At 59.6% G+C, this 21,713-nt stretch carries 18 protein-coding genes; 6 read left to right on the top strand and 12 right to left on the bottom strand.

The annotated features are described in order from the left end of the window. The first annotated feature begins 251 nt into the window (after positions 1-251). A complete protein-coding gene (locus ACIO0C_RS29865) occupies positions 252-716 on the top strand; it encodes a glycine zipper 2TM domain-containing protein (protein ID WP_020798113.1) in 465 nt (154 codons plus the stop codon). A 78-nt stretch (positions 717-794) separates the two neighbouring features. Here ACIO0C_RS29865 and ACIO0C_RS29860 read toward each other — a convergent pair whose 3' ends face one another. Both ACIO0C_RS29860 and nhaA read right to left on the bottom strand, forming a co-directional pair. After that, complete coding sequence (locus ACIO0C_RS29860) at positions 795-1,265, bottom strand: hypothetical protein (RefSeq protein ID WP_401317894.1); 471 nt, start codon at positions 1,263-1,265, stop codon at positions 795-797. A 302-nt stretch (positions 1,266-1,567) separates the two neighbouring features. Continuing rightward, entirely contained in the window at positions 1,568-2,755 is a 1,188-nt protein-coding gene (gene nhaA / locus ACIO0C_RS29855) for a Na+/H+ antiporter NhaA (protein WP_401317891.1), read from the bottom strand. Positions 2,756-3,005: 250 nt separating this feature from the next. Here nhaA and ACIO0C_RS29850 point away from each other — a divergent pair, with 250 nt between their 5' ends. After that, positions 3,006-4,100 carry a PLP-dependent cysteine synthase family protein gene (locus ACIO0C_RS29850; protein WP_401317888.1) on the top strand — a complete coding sequence of 365 codons (1,095 nt, stop codon included), beginning with the start codon at positions 3,006-3,008 and terminating at the stop codon, positions 4,098-4,100. Between the two features lie 124 nt (positions 4,101-4,224). On the opposite strand, the gene ACIO0C_RS29845 is transcribed toward ACIO0C_RS29850, so the two are convergent. The 3 genes from ACIO0C_RS29845 to ACIO0C_RS29835 all read right to left on the bottom strand — a co-directional run bounded on the left by ACIO0C_RS29845 (position 4,225) and on the right by ACIO0C_RS29835 (position 7,258). Continuing rightward, a complete protein-coding gene (locus tag ACIO0C_RS29845) occupies positions 4,225-5,838 on the bottom strand; it encodes an NAD(P)/FAD-dependent oxidoreductase (protein WP_401317885.1) in 1,614 nt (537 codons plus the stop codon). 95 nt (positions 5,839-5,933) lie between these two features. Then, positions 5,934-6,599 carry a COG3650 family protein gene (locus ACIO0C_RS29840; RefSeq protein ID WP_401317882.1) on the bottom strand — a complete coding sequence of 222 codons (666 nt, stop codon included), beginning with the start codon at positions 6,597-6,599 and terminating at the stop codon, positions 5,934-5,936. Between the two features lie 59 nt (positions 6,600-6,658). Beyond that, the gene (locus ACIO0C_RS29835; protein ID WP_401317880.1) at positions 6,659-7,258 is read right to left on the bottom strand and encodes a short chain dehydrogenase; all 600 of its coding nucleotides are present in this window, start codon (positions 7,256-7,258) and stop codon (positions 6,659-6,661) included. A gap of 106 nt (positions 7,259-7,364) precedes the next feature. Here ACIO0C_RS29835 and ACIO0C_RS29830 point away from each other — a divergent pair, with 106 nt between their 5' ends. Next, positions 7,365-8,273: a LysR family transcriptional regulator gene (locus tag ACIO0C_RS29830; RefSeq protein WP_401317877.1), complete on the top strand. Its 909-nt coding sequence runs from the start codon at positions 7,365-7,367 to the stop codon at positions 8,271-8,273. A 165-nt stretch (positions 8,274-8,438) separates the two neighbouring features. On the opposite strand, the gene ACIO0C_RS29825 is transcribed toward ACIO0C_RS29830, so the two are convergent. From ACIO0C_RS29825 to ACIO0C_RS29805, 5 genes are all read right to left on the bottom strand, one after another. Beyond that, positions 8,439-9,140 carry an ABC transporter ATP-binding protein gene (locus tag ACIO0C_RS29825; RefSeq protein ID WP_401317874.1) on the bottom strand — a complete coding sequence of 234 codons (702 nt, stop codon included), beginning with the start codon at positions 9,138-9,140 and terminating at the stop codon, positions 8,439-8,441. Further along, positions 9,141-9,908 carry a high-affinity branched-chain amino acid ABC transporter ATP-binding protein LivG gene (gene livG, locus ACIO0C_RS29820; protein ID WP_008056845.1) on the bottom strand — a complete coding sequence of 256 codons (768 nt, stop codon included), beginning with the start codon at positions 9,906-9,908 and terminating at the stop codon, positions 9,141-9,143. It lies immediately after the preceding gene. After that, positions 9,905-11,161: a high-affinity branched-chain amino acid ABC transporter permease LivM gene (locus ACIO0C_RS29815; protein ID WP_008056846.1), complete on the bottom strand. Its 1,257-nt coding sequence runs from the start codon at positions 11,159-11,161 to the stop codon at positions 9,905-9,907. Before ACIO0C_RS29815 ends, livG begins: the two co-directional genes overlap by 4 nt. Beyond that, positions 11,158-12,081: a high-affinity branched-chain amino acid ABC transporter permease LivH gene (gene livH, locus ACIO0C_RS29810; RefSeq protein ID WP_007947264.1), complete on the bottom strand. Its 924-nt coding sequence runs from the start codon at positions 12,079-12,081 to the stop codon at positions 11,158-11,160. Before livH ends, ACIO0C_RS29815 begins: the two co-directional genes overlap by 4 nt. 232 nt (positions 12,082-12,313) lie before the next feature. Next, a complete protein-coding gene (locus ACIO0C_RS29805) occupies positions 12,314-13,441 on the bottom strand; it encodes a branched-chain amino acid ABC transporter substrate-binding protein (RefSeq protein ID WP_008056847.1) in 1,128 nt (375 codons plus the stop codon). A gap of 350 nt (positions 13,442-13,791) precedes the next feature. Here ACIO0C_RS29805 and ACIO0C_RS29800 point away from each other — a divergent pair, with 350 nt between their 5' ends. After that, a complete protein-coding gene (locus ACIO0C_RS29800; protein WP_401317870.1) occupies positions 13,792-14,097 on the top strand; it encodes a DUF2288 domain-containing protein in 306 nt (101 codons plus the stop codon). A gap of 306 nt (positions 14,098-14,403) precedes the next feature. Here ACIO0C_RS29800 and ACIO0C_RS29795 read toward each other — a convergent pair whose 3' ends face one another. Further along, on the bottom strand, positions 14,404-16,602 hold the full coding sequence (locus tag ACIO0C_RS29795) for a hypothetical protein (protein WP_401317868.1): 2,199 nt from the start codon (positions 16,600-16,602) through the stop codon (positions 14,404-14,406). 190 nt (positions 16,603-16,792) lie between these two features. On the opposite strand from ACIO0C_RS29795, the gene ACIO0C_RS29790 reads away from it, so the two are divergent. Beyond that, positions 16,793-17,686, top strand: coding sequence for an NAD(P)-dependent oxidoreductase (locus ACIO0C_RS29790; protein WP_401317865.1), 894 nt, complete (start codon positions 16,793-16,795; stop codon positions 17,684-17,686). Here ACIO0C_RS29790 and ACIO0C_RS29785 read toward each other — a convergent pair. Beyond that, entirely contained in the window at positions 17,643-19,859 is a 2,217-nt protein-coding gene (locus ACIO0C_RS29785; protein ID WP_401317862.1) for a putative bifunctional diguanylate cyclase/phosphodiesterase, read from the bottom strand. The two genes, ACIO0C_RS29790 and ACIO0C_RS29785, sit on opposite strands and share 44 nt — an antisense overlap. Before the next feature lie 291 nt (positions 19,860-20,150). Here ACIO0C_RS29785 and ACIO0C_RS29780 point away from each other — a divergent pair, with 291 nt between their 5' ends. Further along, positions 20,151-21,500, top strand: coding sequence for a spinster family MFS transporter (locus ACIO0C_RS29780; protein ID WP_401317860.1), 1,350 nt, complete (start codon positions 20,151-20,153; stop codon positions 21,498-21,500). Positions 21,501-21,713: the final 213 nt, after the last annotated feature.

Below are 21,713 nucleotides of genomic sequence, written 5' to 3'. Positions count from 1 at the left end.
CCCGGACAGACCTGCATTCAGGTCGGCTGTCAGGCCGCCTCACTTTGGCTTTTGATTTTCTTTCCACATCGAGCCACTAAAGTGAACAGCATTACGGTCAGTGGCGCAGTTGTGGGTAAAGGCCGCTGCTGTGTGTTGAGTTCGCAAGGGGCCTGTACGGAGGCTGAATCGAAGCAATTTTCTCCGGGCAAGGCCGTGACAGGCGTCAAGCTGCGGAGTTTAATGGTTACTTGTCCTTTGGAGTTGATGCTATGCGTAAGTCTGTTCTGCTGGTTGCTTCCTTTTCCACGATGGCGATGTTGCTCACCGGCTGCCAATCGAGCCTGACCGGTGACTCCTATTCCCGTGACGAAGCGCGTCGCGTACAGACGATTCGCATGGGCACCATCGAAGCCCTGCGACCGGTGAAGATCGAAGGCACCAAAACCCCGATTGGCGGCGCTGCGGGTGCAGTAGTCGGCGGTGTCGGCGGCAGTGCCATCGGCGGCGGCCGCGGCAGCATCGTTGCAGCGGTCATCGGCGCCGTTGCCGGTGGGCTGCTGGGCTCGGCCACCGAAGAAGGCCTGACCCGCACCCAGGGCGTGGAAATCACCGTGCGCGAAGACGACGGCAGCATGCGCGCCTACGTGCAACAGGTTCAGGAAAACGAAGTGTTCCGTGTCGGCGAGCGCGTGCGTATTGCCACGGTTGATGGCACCAGCCGCGTTTCCCACTAAGCGGGAACACGGGTAAAAGAAAACCCCGATCAGGGTGACTGGTCGGGGTTTTCTTTTGCGCCGGTTTCCAGCATCAGGTTACAAATCGCTGTTCTTCAGGGCCGTTTCAATGATCTGCTCCGGTGTCAGTTCACGAGCGTTGTCCCCATCGCCAGAATATTCACTTGGCCAGAAAAAAAGATCGGAAACACGAGCATCCGCAATATTGAGTACCAACATTTTCAGCCACAAGTCGGTGGCATGTTCCGGGCTATCGGCATTCATGAGTCTTCGAGCGATTTCAATCAGTTCAGATTGGGAGATATCCCTCATGCGTCGTTCATAAGGAGCCGCCAGGATCTGGCGAACCCATGTGTCGTGATCCTGGGCTGCGTAAATGCCTTGAAAGTCGAGAAAGGTCAGTTGGGTCATGGCCTCTCGATTGAATTCAGCCAACTGATGCCTGCTCCGATCCTGGTCTGCGCCAGCAATTTCGGCAGCAAGGTCTGCAAGGCGAGCGACCTTGGTTTCGCAAAGATGCGGGGGCATTAGTCCCTGACAAAGCGTCATAACCCTCTCCAACATGACTGAATTTGACCGTGGCTGCATAAAGCAAAACGCACGAGTCAGAATTCGCAAAGTTATCGAGAAAGGCCTGGAGATTTATGCAGGCAGCATCCGTAAAGATCGTAGGAAGAATCCGAAATCTTGGTGCGTAATGTTTAGGAGTGAGCTTGCTCGCGATGAACCTGAGAGCACCGCGGGGTCTCAGGTTTCCAGCGTTATCGTTAACGACCATCGTCGGAACGGCGCCCGGAGCATGCTCGCTCCTACAGGATTTCCGGCATTGGAAGCTGTTGCACCGTCCGGGGCTATGCCGCTTGTAGCACAGTCTTGCGACTCGCCGCCGCCGTCACGGCATAGCCGATCAATGCAGCCAGAATCGAGCCGGTCAGGATCCCCATGCGGTCCATCCCGGCGTAGTCACTGACGCCCGGCTCAAAGGCCAGCGAGCCGACGAACAGGCTCATGGTGAAACCAATGCCGCAGAGAATCGCGACCCCCAGCACCTGACCCCAATTGGCTCCTTGGGGCAGGGCGGCGATGCCGGTTTTCACCGCGAGCCAGGTCAGGCCATACACGCCGATGGTCTTGCCCAGCAGCAGGCCGATCGCGATGCCCATTGGCACGTCATGGGTGAAGCTCTCGACGGTCACGCCAGTCAGGGACAGGCCCGCGTTGGCAAAAGCGAACAATGGCAGGATGCCGTAGGCCACCCAGGGGTGCAGCGCGTGTTCCAGTGTCAGCAGGGGCGACGGTTCGGCGTTTTTCGTGCGTAGCGGGATGCAGAAAGCCAGGGTCACGCCCGCCAGCGTGGCATGCACACCGCTCTTGAGCACGCAGACCCAGAGGATCAGGCCGATGATCATGTACGGTCCGAGCTTCACCACGCCGAGCCGGTTCATCCCGATCAGCGCCGCGATGCAGGCTGCGGCCAAGACCAGGGACAGGGTCGACAGCGCGCCGGAATAGAAAATCGCGATGATCACGATGGCGCCGAGGTCGTCGATGATCGCCAGGGTCATCAGGAACAACTTCAGCGAAACCGGCACGCGTTTGCCCAGCAGCGCCAGTACGCCCAGCGCGAAAGCGATGTCGGTGGCCGTCGGGATCGCCCAGCCGTTCAGGGCCGGCGGGTTGTCACGGTTGAGGAACCAGTAGATCAGCGCCGGCACCACCATGCCGCCAATGGCGGCCGCGCCGGGCAGGACGATTTGCGACGGCTTGGACAATTGCCCGTCGAGGACCTCGCGCTTGACCTCCAGCCCGATCAGCAGGAAGAACATCGCCATCAGCCCGTCGTTGATCCACAGCAGCAGCGGCTTGGCGATTTTCAGCGCGCCGATCTGAGCGACGACGGGGGTTTCCAGCAGATCGTTGTAAAGCCACGACAGGGCAGAGTTGTTGATGATCAACGCGAGGACAGCCGCGGCGATCAATAGCAGACCGCTGGCAGCTTCCAGCTGAAAGAAACGCGTGAACGTACTACGCAGAGGCAAGGTCGCTCTCCATCGATAAAGTCAAAAGGTGGCACACCCTAACCCGTACCGTTAGTTGTTAAAACAAAAGTTATATTCTTTTTTGTTATATGTCGTAACAGCGCGATTCTGCGGCAAGAACCTGAGCCTAGCAGTTGCCGGACGTATTGGAACTCAGCTGTATCTGTGCTGGATGTAGGATTTTTCCTAAGCTTGGAGGTTAAGGCTTGTCACAAGGCCGCCTATTGCCCGACCCATCGAGAAAACCACCATGAGCGACAACCGACAGTGGTCCCGCGAAGCCATCCGGATCATCGAAGCTGACTTCCAGCGCAGCGCCGACACTCACCTGATCCCCTTGTCGCTGCCGGGTTTTGCGGGCATCGAGTTGTACTTCAAGGATGAGTCGAGCCATCCCACCGGCAGCCTGAAACACCGCCTGGCGCGGTCGCTGTTCCTGTATGCGCTGTGCAATGGCTGGCTCAAGCCCGGCGCACCGGTGATCGAGGCGTCCAGCGGTTCGACGGCGATTTCCGAGGCCTACTTCGCGCGTTTGCTGGGGGTGCCGTTCATTGCCGTGGTGCCGGCCAGCACGTCAAGGGAGAAGATTGCGCAGATCGCTTTCTATGGCGGGCAGACGCACCTGGTCGCGGACCCGACGCAGATCTACGCCGAGTCCGAGCGCCTGGCGCGCGAACACGACGGCCATTTCATCGACCAGTTCACCTACGCCGAGCGGGCGACCGACTGGCGAGCGAACAACAACATCGCCGAATCGATCTTCCAGCAGATGCGCTTCGAAAAGCACCCGGAGCCGAGCTGGCTGGTGTCCAGCCCCGGCACCGGGGGCACGACGGCGACCCTGGGGCGTTACGTGCGTTACCGCCAGCACGCCACTCGCGTGTTGTGCGCAGATGCCGAACGCTCGGTGTTCTTCGATTACTACCAGAGCGGCGATGCCAGCCTGCGCCTGGATCACGGTTCGCGGGTCGAGGGCATCGGTCGGCCCCGGGTCGAAGCGTCATTTCTGCCCAAGGTCATCGATGCGATGGTCAAGGTGCCGGACGCCTTGTCGCTGGCCGCCATGCATTACCTGGCCGAACGCCTGGGGCGTCACGTCGGCGGATCGAGTGGGACCAACCTGATCGGCGCCTTGATGGCGGCGCAGCAGATGGCGGCGGCGGGGGAGGAGGGGGCGATCGTGGCGATTCTGTGCGACAGTGGCGAGCGCTATGCCACGACGTATTACAATCAGGCGTGGCTCAAGGCCGAGGGGTTTGAACTGGGCGGGTTGATCGATGCGGTTGCCGCGACGGTCGAGCGCGGCGAGCCGCTGCCGGCGAGCGTGTTGCGCGCCAATATCTGAACTTATCAGGCGCAGAAAATCATTGTGGGAGCGAGCCTGCTCGCGAAAGCGGTAGATCAGTCAACATTTCTGTTGAGTGCTAATCCGCCTTCGCCAGCAGGCTCGCTCCCACAAGGGATATGCGTCAGGCTTGCAGGCCCAGAATATCCCGCGCCACGGCTTCGGCAATGCGAATCCCATCCACACCCGCCGACAGAATCCCGCCCGCGTAACCGGCGCCTTCACCGGCCGGGAACAAGCCCTTGACGTTCAGGCTTTGCATCGACTCGTTGCGGGTGATGCGCAGCGGCGACGACGTGCGGGTCTCGATCCCGGTCAACACGGCATCGTGCAGCGAGTAACCGCGAATCTGTTTCTCGAACGCCGGCAAGGCTTCGCGAATCGCTTCGATGGCGAAGGCGGGCAAGGCCAGCGCCAAGTCTCCCAGGGCAACACCTGGCTTGTAGGACGGTTCGACGCTGCCCAGTTCGGTGGACGGCTTGCCGGCGATAAAGTCGCCGACCAGTTGCGCCGGTGCCTCGTAGTTGCTGCCGCCGAGTACAAAGGCGTGGGATTCCAGGCGTTCCTGCAACTCGATACCGGCCAGCGGGCCACCCGGGTAATCGACTTCCGGGGTAATCCCGACAACGATCCCGGAGTTGGCGTTGCGCTCGTTACGCGAGTACTGGCTCATGCCATTGGTGACCACGCGGTTGGGCTCGGAGGTCGCCGCCACCACCGTGCCGCCCGGGCACATGCAGAAGCTGTAGACGGAACGGCCGTTCTTGGCGTGGTGCACCAGTTTGTAGTCGGCGGCACCGAGTTTCGGGTGGCCGGCATACTTGCCCAGACGCGCGCGGTCGATCAGCGACTGCGGGTGCTCGATGCGGAAACCTACCGAGAACGGCTTGGCTTCCATGAACACGCCACGGCCGTGGAGCATGCGGAAGGTGTCACGCGCACTGTGACCGAGGGCCAGGATCACGTGTTTCGAGTGGATCTGTTCGCCGCCATCGAGTTCGACGCCAACCAGTTGGCCGTCCTCGATCAGCACGTCAGTCACCCGCTGCTGGAAGCGCACTTCGCCGCCCATGGCGCGAATCTGCTCACGCATGTTTTCCACAACGCCCGTCAGGCGGAACGTACCGATGTGCGGTTTGCTGACGTAGAGGATTTCTTCCGGGGCGCCAGCCTTGACGAACTCATTGAGCACTTTGCGCCCTATGAACTTCGGATCCTTGATCTGGCTGTAGAGCTTGCCGTCGGAGAATGTCCCCGCGCCGCCCTCGCCGAATTGCACGTTGGACTCGGGGTTGAGCACGCTTTTACGCCACAGGCCCCAGGTGTCCTTGGTGCGCTGGCGCACTTCGGTGCCACGTTCGAGGATGATCGGCTTGAAGCCCATTTGCGCCAGCAAAAGCCCGGCGAAAATCCCGCACGGGCCAAAACCGACCACAACGGGGCGCACGCTCAGGTCGGTCGGCGCCTGGCCGACCATTTTGTAGCTGACATCCGGTGCCACGTTGACGTTACGGTCATCGGCGAACTTGTGCAGCACCGCCGCCTCATCGCGAACATCGAGGTCGATGGTGTAGATGAAGCACAGCTCCGAGGACTTTTTGCGTGCATCGTAGCTGCGCTTGAACAAGGTGAAATCGAGCAAGTCATCGCTGGTGATGCCCAGGCGCTGCAGGATGGCAGGGCGCAGGTCTTCATCGGGATGGTCGATCGGCAGCTTGAGTTCGGTGATTCGTAACATGGCAGGATCCGGTTCGCGGGGCGCACAACTGCGCCAGGGCGTTTGAAACCGGCGATTATAAGCCTCAAAGGCGCGGGCCCGTGAGGCTTAAACGATCAGTCGTCGCGCGATCCGCCGAAATACCCGCAACCACGTTGCACCTGGCCGTTGATTCGCAGTTCAGCACTCATGTGCTGGATGCTGCCGGTGCTGCTGTCGACGCAGCGTTGCGGTGCGACCCACAGTTCGATGTGCTGCTGGTTGGCTTCGGTGCTGAGGTTGAAGCGGCCATCGCCCAATTGCTCCTCAACGTAGGGCACGGCCAACGGCGCCTGGCCGGCGCGTTCGAGGATCATGCCTTTGCCGGTGACTCTCACGCTCCACTCGGGGGCATGGCCGGCGGCCCGCAGGATCAGCTTCTTGAAGTCGGGATCGGCACAGGCATTTCCCGAACGCTCGACGCGGTACAGCTGTTCGAGGTCCAGTTGCCCGTCGCCGGAACCGGAAACGATCCGCCCACGAACATCGGCAAACAGTTTGCCCTGGGCATCGGCCAGGCTCGCAGCCTGTTGCAGCACGCTGGTACTGCCCGTGTCGTTGACCGCATAACGTTTCTGCTCGCCGCATGGCTGGAACATCAGTTTGCCCTCGGCGGCGCTCAACTGACCCTGCATGCGGGTCTGGCCTGCGTGGGAAGCGCTTTCACGCGAGCCATCGAACAACTGGCAGGCGGCGAACAGCGGAAGAAGGGCAACGAGGACTAAGGAACGGGCAGCACGCATCGTGGGGTCTCCTGACAAGTGCCGCCACGTTACTCAGCCTGACCGTTCATCACAAGGCTTTAGCCCACGTGAAAGGTTTGACCTGTCTGCAAGCCTTCGACACTTTTGGCGTAGGCCAATGCCACATCCTTCGCAGGAACCGGCTTGTAGCCACGGAAATAGGGGGCATAGCTGCCCATAGCTTCGACGAGGACGGTCGGGCTGATCGAGTTCACTCGCAGGCCGCGTGGCAACTCGATGGCGGCAGCGCGGACGAAACTGTCCAGTGCACCGTTGACCAGTGCTGCGGACGCGCCGCTGCGGATCGGATCATGGCTGAGTACACCGGTGGTGAGCGTGAACGATGCTCCGTCATTGGCGAACTCGCGTCCAATCAACACCAGGTTGACCTGACCCATCAGTTTGTCCTTGAGGCCCAGGGCAAAACTCTCTTCAGTCATTTCGCCCAGTGGCGCGAAGGTCACGTTGCCGGCGGCACACACCAGTGCATCGAATTTGCCGGTCTGTTCGAACAGTTGGCGAATCGACGTGCTGTCACTGATATCCACCCGCAAATCACCGCTGCTGCGGCCAATGCGGATGATCTCGTGACGTTGGGACAGCTCCTTGTCGACCGCCGAACCAATGGTGCCGCCTGCGCCGATCAAAAGAATTTTCATGCGGGATGATCCTCGTGTGGGTTGAATGAGGCTTCAGTTTAGAGTGGTTTTTTCTGTGGATAAGCGTGCTAATAGGCAACCTTTGGTTTTCAAATGGAAACAATCCATGAGCGAGATGGATGACCTGGCGGCATTCGCGGTGTTGGTCGAGGCGGGCAGTTTTACCTTGGCGGCGCAGCAATTGGGTTGCAGCAAGGGCCAGCTGTCCAAGCGCATCAGCCAGTTGGAAGCGCAGTTTTCCGTGGTCCTGCTGCAACGCACCACCCGGCGCTTGAGCCTGACGGCGGCGGGTGCTGCCTTGTTGCCCCAGGCCCAGGCGCTGGTGGTGCAAGTCGAACGTGCGCGCCAGGCCTTGGCACGCCTGAAGGACGACATGGCCGGCCCGGTGCGGATGACGGTTCCGGTATCGCTGGGGGAAACCTTCTTCGATGGCTTGCTGCTTGAGTTCTCGGCCCAATATCCCGAGGTGCAGATCGAACTGGAGCTCAACAACAACTACCGCGATCTGTCCCGTGACGGCTTCGATCTGGCGATCCGCTCCGATGTCGCGATTGACCAGCGCCTGGTGGCGCGCCCGCTATTGGCATGGCGGGAACTGACCTGCGCCAGTCCGGCCTATCTGGAGCAATACGGTGAACCGCAGACCCCTCAGGCGCTTGCCGAGCACCGGTGCCTGCTCAACAGCCATTACAGTGGTCGGGAGGAGTGGTTGTATCACCAACAACACGAACTGTTGCGGGTGCGGGTTTCGGGGCCATTCGCCAGTAACCATTACAACCTGTTGAAAAAGGCCGCACTGGCGGGCGCCGGGATTGCCCGTTTACCGTCCTACGCATTGCCGGCGGAATTGGCTGGCGGGCGTTTGCGCTGGCTGCTGCGCGATTATCAGACCCGCAGCATGCCGATGTATCTGGTGCATCCGTATCAGGGCGGGTTGCCCAAGCGCACGCATGTGCTGGCGGATTATTTGATCGGGTGGTTCAAGCGCAGTGGCGAAGCGCTGGATCGGTTGTAGTGGGTCGTACGATCCTTGTAGGAGCTGGCTTGCCAGCGAAGGCAATTTCACATTCAGGGAAGGTGGTGAGTGAGCTACCGCTTTCGCTGGCAAGCCAGCTCCTACAGGGGCTACCAGGCATAAAAAAACGGCCCGCGAAGGCCGTTTTTTGTTTACCGCAAAGGCTTAGCCACCGAGGTACGCATCACGCACTTTCGGATCGGTCAGCAGCGCTTCACCAGTGCCTGTCATCACCACCCGGCCGTTTTCCAGCACGTAGGCGCGGTCAGCAATTTTCAGGGCCTGGTTGGCGTTCTGCTCGACCAGGAACACCGTCACACCGTCCTTGCGCAGTTGTTCGATGATATCGAAGATCTGCTGGATGATGATCGGGGCCAGACCCAGCGAAGGCTCGTCGAGCAGCAACAGCTTGGGCTTGCTCATCAGCGCACGGCCGATGGCGAGCATCTGTTGTTCGCCGCCGGACATGGTGCCGCCACGCTGGCTGAAGCGCTCTTTCAGGCGTGGGAAAAGTTCGAGGACCTTGTCCATCTGTTCCTGATAGTCGCCTTTGGCAGTGAAGAAACCGCCCATGGAGAGGTTTTCTTCCACGGTCAGGCGGGAAAACACCCGACGACCTTCCGGCACCACGGCAATGCTCTTGCGCATGATCTGCGAAGAATCCTGACCGACCAGTTCCTCACCCATGTAGCGGATGCTGCCGCTGTGGGCCCGCGGCGAACCGCACAGGGTCATCAACAGCGTGGATTTGCCGGCACCGTTGGCGCCGATCAGGGTCACGATCTCGCCCTGGCGGACTTCGACGTTGACACTGTGCAGCGCCTGGATCTTGCCGTAGAAGGTGGAAACGTTTTCGAACTGCAGCATTTACGCTTCCCCCAGGTAGGCTTTGATCACTTCAGGATTGTCGCGGATCTGTTCCGGTGTACCGTTTGCCAGAGGCGTGCCCTGGTTGATCACGACGATGTGGTCGGAAATGCTCATGACCAGTTTCATGTCGTGTTCGATCAGCAGCACGGTGACGTTGTGCTCTTCACGCAACACGCTGATCAGCGCCTTGAGGTCTTCGGTTTCCTTCGGGTTCAGGCCGGCGGCCGGTTCGTCTAGCATGAGGATCCGCGGACGGGTCATCATGCAGCGGGCGATTTCCAGGCGCCGTTGCTGACCGTAGGCCAGGGTGCCGGCCGGACGGTTGGCGAACTCCTTGAGATTGACCTTTTCCAGCCAATACTCGGCAAATTCCATGGCCTCGCGTTCGCTCTTACGGAACCCCGGGGTCTTGAACAGGCCGGACAGGAAGTTGGTGTTCAGGTGGCGATGCTGGGCGATCAAGAGGTTCTCGACCGCGGTCATGTCCTTGAACAACCGCACGTTCTGGAAGGTACGCACCACGCCCTTGAGGGCGATCTTGTGGCCCGGCAGGCCTTCAATCTGCTCGCCATCGAGCAGGATGCTGCCACCGCTCGGCTTGTAGAAGCCGGTCAGGCAGTTGAACACGGTGGTCTTGCCAGCGCCGTTGGGGCCGATCAGTGCAACCACTTGTTTCTCTTTTACGCTCAAGGCAACGCCGTTGACCGCCAGCAAGCCGCCGAAGCGCATGCTCAAGTTTTCTACTTTAAGGATCTCGCGGCTCATTTGCGCAGCTCCATGTGAGGACGTTGCATGGGCAGCAGACCCTGAGGTCGCCAGATCATCATCAGTACCATCAAGGCACCGAACATCAACATGCGGTACTCGCTGAACTCACGCATCATTTCCGGCAGCAGGATCATTACCACGGCAGCGAGGATCACACCCAGTTGCGAGCCCATGCCACCCAGTACGACGATGGCGAGAATGATCGCCGACTCGATGAAGGTGAAGGACTCCGGCGTGATCAAGCCTTGGCGAGCGGCGAAGAAGCTACCGGCGAAACCGGCGAAGCTGGCGCCCAGGGTAAAGGCCGACAGTTTGATCACGGTAGGGTTCAGGCCCAGCGCACGGCAGGCGATCTCGTCTTCACGCAGTGCTTCCCAGGCACGACCCAGGGGCATGCGCAGCAGGCGGTTGATGACGAACAACGCAGCGAGTGCCAGGAGCAATGCCACCAGGTAAAGGAAGATCACCTTGTTGATCGAGTTGTATTGCAGGCCGAAGTACTCGTGGAACGTCTGCATGCCTTCGGCGGCTTTACGTTCGAAGGTCAGGCCGAAGAACGTCGGTTTCTCGATGTTGCTGATGCCGTTCGGACCGCCCGTGAGGCCGGTCAGGTTGCGCAGGAACAGACGGATGATTTCACCGAAGCCCAGGGTCACGATCGCCAGGTAGTCGCCGCGCAGACGCAGCACCGGGAAACCGAGCAGGAAGCCGAAGGTGGCCGCCATCAGGCCGGCAATCGGCAGGCAGATCCAGAAGCTCAGGCCGTAGTAATGCGACAGCAGCGCGTAGCTGTAGGCGCCGACGGCGTAGAAGCCGACGTAACCGAGGTCGAGCAGGCCAGCCAGGCCGACCACGATGTTCAGGCCCAGACCCAGCATCACGTAGATCAGCACCAGCGTCGCGATATCCACCGCGCCGCGCGAGCCGAAGAACGGCCAGACCAGTGCACCGGCGATCAGCGCAATGATGAACCAGCGTTGCGTGGAGGGCAGGGTCAGGAAGTTGCTGGCCTTGGCCGGAATCAGCGGCATGCTCGGCGAGGAGCGCCAGGCCGAGCTGATCTGCTGGTCGAACAGGACACGCAGGAACATCAACACCGAACACACGGCGATGGTGATCAGCGTGGCGGTGCTGGTGCCGTGGACTTCGAGGTGGATACCGACGATGGTCAGCTTCAGGCCCAGTACCGGATAGGCTACCGCCCACACCAACAGCGCGCTGAAGAGCGCTTGCTTAAGATTTCTAGTCATACCTTCTCAACCTCCGGACGGCCCAGCAGGCCGGTTGGCCGGAACAACAACACCAGAACCAGGAGACCGAAGGCTACGACGTCCTTGTACTGGTCGCCGAAGATATCGGCACCGAAAGCTTCTGCCACACCCAAGACCAGCCCGCCGAGCATGGCGCCCGGAATGCTGCCGATACCGCCCAATACCGCGGCGGTGAAGGCCTTGAGGCCGACCAGGAAACCGGCGTTCGGGTTGATCACGCCGTATTGCATGCTCAGGAGCACGGCCGCGATGGCCGCCAGCGCGGCACCGATGACGAAGGTCAGGGCAATGATGTTGTTGGTGTTGATACCCAGCAGGTTGGCCATCTTGATGTCTTCGGCACAGGCGCGGCAGGCGCGACCCAGGCGAGAGCGGGAGATGAACAGCGTCAGGCCGAGCATGGCGACCAGGGTCACCACGAACACCACGATTTGCATGTAGGAAATCAGCACTTCATGTGCGCCACCTGGCCCGAATGCAAAGTTGCCCGGAATCAGGTTGGGAATGGATTTGTCCTTGGAGTCTTGCGCCAGCAGAACCGTGTTCTGCAGGAAGATCGACATGCCGATGGCGGAGATCAGCGGGATCAGACGGTTGCTGCCGCGCAAGGGGCGGTAGGCGATCCGTTCGATGCTGTAGCCGTAGGCACTGGTGACGACGATGGTCGCCAGGAAAGCGGCGGTCATCAACAGCGGAACACTGTCGAGTCCCAGCATGGCCAGCCCGGCGATGGCGATGAACGCCACGTAGGAGCCGATCATGTACACCTCGCCGTGGGCGAAGTTGATCATTCCAATGATGCCGTAAACCATCGTATAGCCGATGGCGATCAGGGCATACGTGCTGCCAATGGTCAAACCATTAACCAGCTGTTGGAAGAAGTGATAGATGTCAGGCATTACAGCGCTCCTAAAAACCTGATACGCATTTCACTGGTGGAGTCATTTTCCCGCCCGATCCCGTGGATCTGCATCCACTTCGAATTCGGGGTTTGCCAGCGAACCGCTGATGACGGTTTTGAGATTTTCAGGTGGGGAGACTAGCGGATCACGCCAGCGCGGCCCAGATACGTTCGTAAAACAAAGCCCACGGCACGCCGTGGGCTTTATTGGCAGTCAGTCAGGCAGGACCTTACTGAGGCGAAGCTTCAGTTTTTGGCTTGCCGAAGTGCCACTCGTAGACCACGAATTTGAAGTCCTTCAGGTCACCCTTGTCGTCGAAGCTCAGGTCGCCGGTTGGCGTCTTGAAGGTGCCTTTGTGGATGGCTTCAGCCACTTTGGCGGAGTCTTCGGACTTGGCAGCCTTGATACCTTCGGCGATCACGGTCACAGCCGAGTAGGCCGGGAACACGAACGGACCGCTTGGGTCTTCTTTCTTGGCTTTGAACGCGTCTGCCAGGGCGACGTTGGCCGGATCCTGGTCGAAGGATTTCGGCAGGGTCACCAGCAGGCCTTCGGAGGACTTCTGGGCGATCTGCGAGATCGAATCGTTACCCACGCCTTCCGGACCCATGAACTTGGCTTTCAGGCCTTTTTCATCCGCTTGACGCAGGATCAGGCCCAGCTCCGGGTGGTAGCCGCCGTAGTAGACGAAGTCGACGTTGGCTTGCTTGAGCTTGGCGATGATCGAGGAGAAGTCCTTGTCGCCGGCGTTGATGCCTTCGAACACGGCAACCTTGGTGCCTTTCTTCTCGAGGGTCTGTTTAACGGCGGTGGCGATGCCTTCACCGTATTGCTGCTTGTCGTGAAGGACGGCAACGATTTTCGGTTTGACGAAGTCGGCGATGTAGTTACCGGCGGCAGGGCCCTGGGCGCTGTCCAGACCGATGGTGCGGAACACCATTTTGTAACCACGGTTGGTGATGTCCGGGCTGGTGGCAGCTGGAGTGATCATGATCACGCCTTCGTCTTCGTAGATGTCCGAAGCCGGTTGAGTGGAGCTGGAGCACAGGTGGCCAACCACGAATTTCACGCCGTCGTTGACGACTTTGTTCGCGACCGCTACCGCTTGTTTTGGATCACAGGCGTCATCGTATTCAACGGCTTCGAGTTTCTTGCCGTCTACGCCGCCTTTGGCGTTGATCTGTTCAATGGCCATTTTGGCGCCACTGAACTGCATGTCGCCGTATTGGGCTACAGGGCCGGTTTTAGGGCCGGCGATGCCGATCTTGATGGTGTCAGCTGCGAACGAATGGCTGGCAACCCCGGCCAGAACCATAGCGGCAAACAGTTTGGAAATCTGCTTAGTAGCCTTAGTCATAGTGCTCCACTCTTACTGTTGTAATTTTTATAGTCCTGGCGCCGTAGGCGGCAGAACCGGGTAAGTATCTACGACATTCCCCCGGAAAAGCCCCTCGGCAACTGTACCGGTACAGTGTAGAGCGCCGATTGTCAGCCTGGGAAGCTGGCGCCAGGGGGCAAAACTTGGGGGTGTCGCTTTTTTGAAAGAAAAAGTCAGAATTGCGGCGGGGTGTTGACGGGCTTATAGCCATATTCCGTGCATTCCCTGGCATTCCTGCGCTTTTCATTCGGTGATGCAAATTGCTTCTGGGTTTTTCTGCCTGAGCACCGACGGTATCATTGCGTCGATTTCTTTTCCGGACCGGACCCATGACTGAAGAACCTAGCACCCTCTATGCCAAGCTGCTTGGCGAAACCGCATCTATTTCCTGGAAGGAGTTGGAGCCGTTCTTCGCCAAGGGTGCCCTATTGTGGGTCGACCCCAGCCTTGATTTGATCGCCGCCGCCGAGGCCATGGCGACCGATGACGGCGAGAAAGTGGCTGCCTGGCTGGCTCTCGACAAGGTCGCCAAGCTCTCTGAAACGCGGGCGCTGGATCTTTTCGAACGCGATCCACAGTTGTGGGCGGTGGTGGTTTCACCGTGGATCCTGATCCAGGAAAAGGCCCAGGCCTGAGCGAATGCACCGTATTGGTGCGATGACTTGTCGGCGATAAGTGTGTAGCCGAGTAGCGTGATGGCACGTTGCCGTAGAGAAAGGCTACGCTTCACGGTGACGTAAACGTAACGGGAACAGTTGGGAGGGTAGCCTGAGGGCTGCTTAATTGTTTCTGGATATTGAATTTGCGTTGTATTAGAGGCCGTCATCGCGAGCAAGCTCGCTCCCACAGGGTCTGGTGTCGTACACAATATCCATGAACGACTCCAGACCTGTGGGAGCGAGCTTGCTCGCGATTAGCCGCGACGCGGTCTCGCGCCGATCCTAGTAAGCCGTCTTGCCCGTATGGTTATTCAGCGAAATAACCTTGGTCTTGCCAATCCGGTGACGATAGATCTCGCGCAGGTACTTGATCGCTTTTTTCACGCAGTCGCGGGACAGGCGGATGTCATTGATTGAGACAAACTTGTCCTTGTCATTGATCAGCTCGCGATACTTCTTCTCGTACATCGGTTTGATCGCATACCAATTGGTATCGAGAATTTTCGCCGGGTTCTCGAACTCGTTGAGCAGGTCGTCGATCAGGCTTTCATCGAATTCTTCGTTGATGATGAAGTCCAGGACCGAGTTGTCCAGGGTGTCATCGAAGCGGTAAGGGGTACGCGCAAAGCAACGCTTGATGAACGCCACGATCAAGGTCAGGAAATCGTCCGACAGGCACGGACTCTTGGCGATCAGGGTGGTCAGCGACAGGTTGGCCGAGGCGCCGATCACCAGCGCATAGCGCTTGAGCGTGGTGTTGGGGAACAGGTTGTTGAGGTGCGTCTTCAACCGGTTCAGGTCCATGTAGGACAGCTTGTAGTCCTTGGGCAGGGAAACGATCGACACCACCGACGAGCAGTTCTTGAAGAAGTGCAGGTCGTGCAGGGCAGCCGCGTCATACCCCGAATTCTTGTACTGCTCCAGCGACGCCCGATAGCGCTTGGACTCGATCGGCAACAGGCTGATGCCTTCGATGGCCTGGGTGACTTTATTGAAGTGCGGCAGGTCGATGGAGCGGAAGAACAGGTCGTCGATGTTCAGGCGCTGTGGCTCTTTCTCGAACACCTTGAACTTGTCGCCGGTAGGCGCCGGGGTTTGCGGAACCACGGACTCGGCGTAGGCAATCGCTACCGGGCCGGCCAGACTCATGAACAGGTCGTTGGCGTCCAGGCGAATGGTTTCGCCAATGTCGATGCCGGCACGGCGGAAATAGTTCTGGTCGTAGTCTGTCGTGACCGCCTGCGCGGTCAGGATGTTGAAGATCTGCTGCGAGATGTACTGGTTGGCATGCTTTTCCATCGCGTTGACGTCGATGTCCTGGATGTTGCCGTCATCGCTTTCTTCGGCATAGCGCATGATGTCGTTGGAAATCAGCATCATCGCGTTCCAAGGGCGGATACGGCCCATGACACTGGCTTCGCTGCTGTCTTCGTTGGTGAAGTTGTAGGAGAAGTCCCACTCTTCTGACAGGTATTTGCACAGCAGACGACCGGCGTTGATGTGCAGTGCTTCGGACATTTCACTGCGGTGATCGGAAATATTCGGCAATACGCAGATGCCGCTGGTGAAGATCGGCTCGAAGACGAAGGCGTGACCACTCTTGCTGTCATGCTCGTCCATCGGCTTGGTGTCGTACGTCTTGTTCATGTACGAGTGTTGCTGGGCCAGGCCGAACTCCGAGGCCATGCCCGAACCGGTACCGCCACCGGCACTGAAGATCGAGAAGTACAGCCGCGACTGGTTGGCCTTGATGCCGCAGCTGTCGATCAGGTACGAGTGGATCATCTTCCAGTCCGGGCTGGAGAAGCGCTGGGTGTCCTTGTTCAGGATGATCTTGGCCAGGTACTGGCCGAGGATAGGTGCGTTACCGGCACCCCCGGCATGGACCTCCGACAGGTCCATGATTTTCATTTTGCTGTAATCACGCAGGAACCCGCTCTTTTCGCCTTTGCGCGAGAAGCGGATACGCCCGGCAATGTCCTTGTCCAGGTCGCCCAGCATCACCAGCGGTTCTACCAGGAACACCGGTTTGGTGGCCTTGCTCGAACCGAGGCGCAAATTGTTACGAATCCACTGGGCCGGGCTGTAGCCTTTTTCCGCATAGCGTTTGTCGGGCGAGAGGCGATCTTCGTTGTTGAATTCGTTGAGATAGAACTTGCGGGCGTTGTAGACCAGTTCCGCGACATCCAGCGCGATGTTCGAACCGCAGCGGCCCAGGCCAATCAGGCACACTGACGGGAACTGCTGGTCGTTGTGCTGTTCGTTGTCGCCTTCCAGATGCGGTGGGCGGGGGAACACCAGGTCGCGCAGGCCGTCGAGGTTGTCGAGGATACGATCGGTATTGGTTTCGGTGAAGTACAGGTATTGCTGGGTGGCCAGCGGGCGCGACGGCGTCAATGGCTTCGAGGGTGCGGGGCTGTTCGCCGCCGGGCTCAGCGTCAGGTCGGAAAGCGCAGGGGCCGGGTTGTTTTTGGAAGTCATTGTTCGCCATTTGCCTGGGCTGGTTGGTCGAGGGACTACTGTCATCGACCATCACGGAATGAGAGCTCGCGTCTTTTATCAGCGCGTATGAGTTCCGGGCGGCGCAGTCAGCTGCGCGCTCGGCGGAATCCTTTCCTGCGTCTTGATGAATCGGCCAATATTCGGTGTTCTTTAATCAAAAGGAGGCAAAATGATGTCAACGCTACCGGCCCTGGGTTTTGCCGGAATCGGCCTGATGGGCCTGCCAATGTGCCGGCGTTTGCTCGCCGCGGGTTACCCACTGACTGTGTGGAACCGCAATCCGGCCAAGTGCGTGCCGCTGGTCGAGGCCGGTGCACGCCAGGTCGCCACGCCTGCCGAGTTGTGCCAACACGCCGAGGTGGTCATGTTGTGCCTGGCGGATACGGCGGTGGTTCGCGAGGTGGTTTTCGGCAAGTCGGGCATTGCCGAGGGGGCGAAAAAGGATCAATTACTGGTGGATTTTTCCAGCCTGGAACCCACGGCGACCCGGGAGATGGCGGCAGAACTCGGCAAAACCGGCATGGGTTGGCTGGATGCACCGGTGTCCGGCGGGGTGGTGGGCGCTGAAGCCGGCAGCCTGGCGATCATGGTCGGCGGCACCGTGGCGGACCTTGAGCGAGTCAAACCGGTTTTGTTGAGTCTTGGCCAGCGCGTGACGCACATGGGCGCCGTGGGCGCAGGGCAGGTGACCAAGGTCTGCAACCAGATGATCGTTGCCTGCAACGCGCTGGTCATCGCCGAAGTGGTGGCCCTGGCGGAGCGCTCCGGGGTCGACGCCAGTCTGATCGCCGAGGCACTGGCCGGTGGGTTTGCCGATTCAAGGCCCTTGCAGTTCCTGGCTCCGCAAATGGCCGAGAGCCGTTTCGAACCGGTCAAATGGCACGTGCGGACTTTGCTCAAGGATCTGGACGGTGCGGTGAAGTTTTCCCGCGAACAAGGTTCGGCGACGCCGATCAGCGGCCTGGCTGCGCAATTGATGCGCCTGCACGGTGGGCAGGGGTTCCTGGAGAAAGACCCGTCTACATTAGTGCAGATGTACCGTGAACCAGACCCAGATGCGTGACGGTGTATGAATGCTTGCGCTGGTTGATTTCGTTCAGCACCGGCTGCAGTTCGGTCAAAGGTATCGGGCGGCTGAGCAGGTAACCCTGGACGAAGTCGCAGCCGTGGCCTTCGAGAAACCGGTACTGCTCGAAAGTTTCGACGCCTTCGGTAACCACGTCCAGATGCAGGGTGTGGGCCATGACGATGATCGCCTGGACGATCTCCATGTCCTGGGTGGATTTGGGAATGTCCTGGATGAATGAGCGGTCGATCTTCAACGTGTTCAGCGGCAAGCGCTTGAGGTAAGCCAGGGATGAATAACCGGTGCCGAAGTCATCGATCGAGAGCGAGACGCCGAGGGCGCGTATCTGCTGCAGCAACACCAGCGTATCGGCTATGTTGCCCATCAGCGCACTCTCGGTGACCTCCAGTTCCAGGCGATGGGGCTCCACCCCGGCGCTGCGCAATGCGAGTGAGATTTCGTCGCTCAGTTCTTCGCGCGCCAGGGTCAGGGGTGAGCAATTGATGGCGATCTTCAAGTGCCCGCAACCCTGGCGCGCCAGCTCGCCCAGGTCCACGCAGGCCTTGCGCAGCACCCAGTTGTCCAGTTCGGTAATCAGGCCATTGGCCTCGGCTATGCCGATGAAACGGTCCGGGGCGAGGAAGCCGTGGACGGGGTGTTGCCAGCGGATCAAGGCTTCGAGCTTGCTGACCTGGTTGGTCTTGAGGTCCAGGATCGGTTGGTAGTAGAGCATCAGGCCGGTGTCTTCGCGCAGGGCATGGCGCAGTTCTTCCTCCAGTTGCAGCTCCAGCATGGCACGCGCCTTGAGGTTGGCACTGAAGAAGTTCAGACCGTTACGGCCGCTGTCTTTGGATTGATACAGCGCCAGGTCGGCGTTTTTCAGCAGTTCTTCACACGTCTTGCCGTCCTCGGGAAACACGCTGATACCGATGCTGGTGGTCATGACCATGCGTCGCCCGGACAGCTCGATGGGTTCCTTCATTTTCAGCATGATGCGCTGGGCCATCTGTCGCGCCTCTTCACGGTCATGCAGGTCAATGAGAATGCAGAATTCGTCGCCACCAAAGCGTGCCACCACATCGTCATGACTGCGTACCGAGCTTTTGATGTGGCGGGCGAGGACCTTGAGCAGTTCATCGCCGGCATCGTGGCCGAGGCTGTCGTTGATACGCTTGAAATGGTCGATGTCGAGGAACAGGACGGCGAGCATGCCGCCTGAATGAGTACGCTCCAAAAGCTTCTCGGCGAAGAGCTGGTTGAACCCGCGACGGTTGACCAGGTTGGTCAGGGCGTCGTAGTGCGCCACCTGTTGCAGGGACATGCGCGCCTGGTCCAGTTGGCTGAGTAGCGAGTTGACCCGCAGCAGGTCACGGTCCTTGTGCTGCAGTTTCTTGTCCGCCAGCGCTGCGCTGATGCAACTGCCGATGATCAGCAGTGTCATGACGGCTACCGTCAGGCCCAGTTGCAGATGGTTGTTTTCGGAAGGTTGGGTCACCTGGCTGCCGGTGGGCAGGACCAGGTCGAAGGCGGCCATGCCGGTGAAGTGCAGGCTCATGATGCCTGCACCCAGCACCAGGCTGGCGGCGTATTTGCGCAGTTGGTGAAAAATACCCGCGCTATTGCGCAGGTAGCTCGCCAGCAGCAGTAACGCCAGGCTGGCGCCGGTGGCGATCACGATGGAAAGGACGAACAGCGCCGGATGGTAGTAGGCCGTCGCTTGCGAACGCATGGCGGCCATGCCCACGTAGTGCATGGTGGCGATGCCCAGGCCAATAATGATCGATGCCTTGCAACATTGGCGGACATTCAAGACAGGCAGGCTGAGGGTGTGCATTGCCAGCCACGACGCACACAGGGCGATCAACAGCGACAGGAGCGTGATGGGCAAATGGTAGTGGACGTCGATCGGCGCCTGGAACGCCAACATGCCGATGAAGTGCATGGCCCAGATTCCGCCGGCCAGGCACCCGGCACCGATCCAGCGCCAAAGGCGTTGGGAAGCCGGTTTTTGCGCATGGTTGATTCGTTCGGCCATATCCAGCGCGGCAAAACAGCTGGCGCAGGCGACCAGAAAAGCCAGCAGCACCAGAAAAGGGTCATGTACGCAATGGAGTATGACCTGTCCGCTTTCTGCTAGCTCTGTAGTGAAATGCAGACCAAGCCACTCCATAGCATGCCCCGTGGTTGTCTCCCCTGCCAGCAATCAACGCTGGCGAATGTGTTGGAGTATAGAGGCCGTGGATTGAACGCAAGGGATAGTGGCAGATTGTCTCCCAATGATTTTGGAATGGACCTTAGTTCGTTTGGAAATAAAATGTTGCATGGGCCGTGTCTGTTCCCATGGGTGGATATCAGCTTTACGAATAATTACAGACAGTCCTGGCCCGCCTGACTAGATTGCAGGTTCCGGGCTCGGATGCACTGGCAATGAAGCCCCCATAACAATAAAAGAGACGGACCCATGCAGAACTCGACCCAAGCGGCGAATGCCTGGCGCATTCTGTTCCTGCTGTTCCTGGCCAACCTGTTCAACTTCTTCGACCGCACGATCCCGGCCATCATCATCGAACCTATCCGCATGGAGTGGCACCTCAGCGACTTTCAGCTGGGGATCATCGGTACGGCCTTCACCATCGTCTACGCGATCGCCGGCCTGCCGCTGGGGCGAATGGCCGATACCGGCTCGCGCAGCAAGTTGATGGGGTGGGGCCTGGCGGCGTGGAGCGGCTTGACCGCTGTCAACGGCATGGTCGGCAGCTTCTGGAGTTTCCTGATCGTGCGCATGGGTGTCGGCATCGGTGAAGCCAGTTACGCACCGGCCGCCAACTCGCTGATCGGCGACTTGTTCCCGGCCCATCGCCGGGCGCGGGCCATGGGCATTTTCATGCTGGGACTGCCGTTGGGCCTGCTGTTGGCGTTCTTCACCATCGGCGCGATGGTCAAGGCATTCGACAGCTGGCGGGCGCCGTTCTTCATTGCCGCGGTACCGGGGTTGATCCTGGCGGTCTTCATGTTTTTCATCAAGGAGCCGAAACGCGGCGCCGCTGAAAGCGTGCAAGTGTCGCAGGAGAAGGTTGACCGGCCTATCCGCCGTATCCTGGCGGTGCCGACTTTCCTGTGGCTGGTGCTGGCCGGGCTGTGCTTCAACTTCGCGACCTATGCCTGCAATTCGTTTCTGGTACCGATGCTGCAGCGCTATTTCCTGATGCCGTTGCAGGAAGCGGCGGTGGCGACCGGGGTGATCGTCGGCGTGACCGGGTTGGTCGGCCTGACTCTGGGTGGCTGGGTGGCGGACAAGATCCACCAGCGGGTTGCCAACGGTCGTCTGTTGTTCGCTGCGTTCAGTCTGATCATTTCAACCCTGTGCACGGCGTGGGCGCTGCATTCGGGGCGGATAGAGATTGGTGTGTTCGTGGCGGTGTTCAGCCTGGGGTGGCTGTTTGCTTATAACTTCTATACCTGCGTCTACACAGCGATTCAGGATGTGGTCGAGCCGCGCCTGCGGGCCACCGCCATGGCCTTGTTCTTTGCCGGGCTTTACCTGTTGGGCGGTGGGTTGGGGCCAGTGGTGGTCGGCGCGTTGTCCGATCACTTTGCCCACACGGCGATGCTGGCGGCGGGTGCCGAACAGATGACCGAGGCGTTCAAGGCCGTAGGCCTGCATGACGCGATGTACCTGATTCCGGTGGCGCTGTTCTTCACCATGGTGTTTCTGGTGTTGGCGTCACGGTGTTTTGTGAGGGATGCGAAGCGAATGAAGGAGGGGTTGGTGGCGGTGGTTGAGCCAGTGGGTTCTGCGGCCACTGCTTGACGGTGTTGAAGGGAGTCACTGCAGTTTTTTTGATCGTTCCCATGCTCCGCGTGGGAATGCAGCCTGGGACGCTCCGCGTCCCTTTCGAGAGCTGGAACGCGGAGCGTCCCTTGAGGCATTCCCACGCAGAGCGTCACTAGTGTCCGGTAAAAACCGAAGGGGGAGCTTGCTCCCCCTTGCTGTTGGCGCTTGTCAGCCATAATCAGACTTTTC

The organism is Pseudomonas sp. NPDC087336 (assembly GCF_044744285.1).
In the GTDB taxonomy this organism is placed as follows: Bacteria; Pseudomonadota; Gammaproteobacteria; order Pseudomonadales; family Pseudomonadaceae; genus Aquipseudomonas.
This window is presented reverse-complemented; position numbering and strand designations above follow the sequence as displayed.

Coding starts and splice junctions, on each gene's coding strand:
- ACIO0C_RS29780 (WP_401317860.1), top strand. CDS start 20,151: ATGCAGAACTCGACCCAAGCGGCGAATGCCTGGCGCATTCTGTTCCTG.
- livH (WP_007947264.1), bottom strand. CDS start 12,081: ATGCCTGACATCTATCACTTCTTCCAACAGCTGGTTAATGGTTTGACC.
- ACIO0C_RS29805 (WP_008056847.1), bottom strand. CDS start 13,441: ATGACTAAGGCTACTAAGCAGATTTCCAAACTGTTTGCCGCTATGGTT.
- ACIO0C_RS29800 (WP_401317870.1), top strand. CDS start 13,792: ATGACTGAAGAACCTAGCACCCTCTATGCCAAGCTGCTTGGCGAAACC.
- livG (WP_008056845.1), bottom strand. CDS start 9,908: ATGAGCCGCGAGATCCTTAAAGTAGAAAACTTGAGCATGCGCTTCGGC.
- ACIO0C_RS29830 (WP_401317877.1), top strand. CDS start 7,365: ATGAGCGAGATGGATGACCTGGCGGCATTCGCGGTGTTGGTCGAGGCG.
- ACIO0C_RS29840 (WP_401317882.1), bottom strand. CDS start 6,599: ATGCGTGCTGCCCGTTCCTTAGTCCTCGTTGCCCTTCTTCCGCTGTTC.
- ACIO0C_RS29790 (WP_401317865.1), top strand. CDS start 16,793: ATGATGTCAACGCTACCGGCCCTGGGTTTTGCCGGAATCGGCCTGATG.
- ACIO0C_RS29835 (WP_401317880.1), bottom strand. CDS start 7,258: ATGAAAATTCTTTTGATCGGCGCAGGCGGCACCATTGGTTCGGCGGTC.
- ACIO0C_RS29865 (WP_020798113.1), top strand. CDS start 252: ATGCGTAAGTCTGTTCTGCTGGTTGCTTCCTTTTCCACGATGGCGATG.
- ACIO0C_RS29795 (WP_401317868.1), bottom strand. CDS start 16,602: ATGACTTCCAAAAACAACCCGGCCCCTGCGCTTTCCGACCTGACGCTG.
- ACIO0C_RS29815 (WP_008056846.1), bottom strand. CDS start 11,161: ATGACTAGAAATCTTAAGCAAGCGCTCTTCAGCGCGCTGTTGGTGTGG.
- ACIO0C_RS29860 (WP_401317894.1), bottom strand. CDS start 1,265: ATGACGCTTTGTCAGGGACTAATGCCCCCGCATCTTTGCGAAACCAAG.
- ACIO0C_RS29825 (WP_401317874.1), bottom strand. CDS start 9,140: ATGCTGCAGTTCGAAAACGTTTCCACCTTCTACGGCAAGATCCAGGCG.
- ACIO0C_RS29850 (WP_401317888.1), top strand. CDS start 3,006: ATGAGCGACAACCGACAGTGGTCCCGCGAAGCCATCCGGATCATCGAA.
- ACIO0C_RS29785 (WP_401317862.1), bottom strand. CDS start 19,859: ATGGAGTGGCTTGGTCTGCATTTCACTACAGAGCTAGCAGAAAGCGGA.
- ACIO0C_RS29845 (WP_401317885.1), bottom strand. CDS start 5,838: ATGTTACGAATCACCGAACTCAAGCTGCCGATCGACCATCCCGATGAA.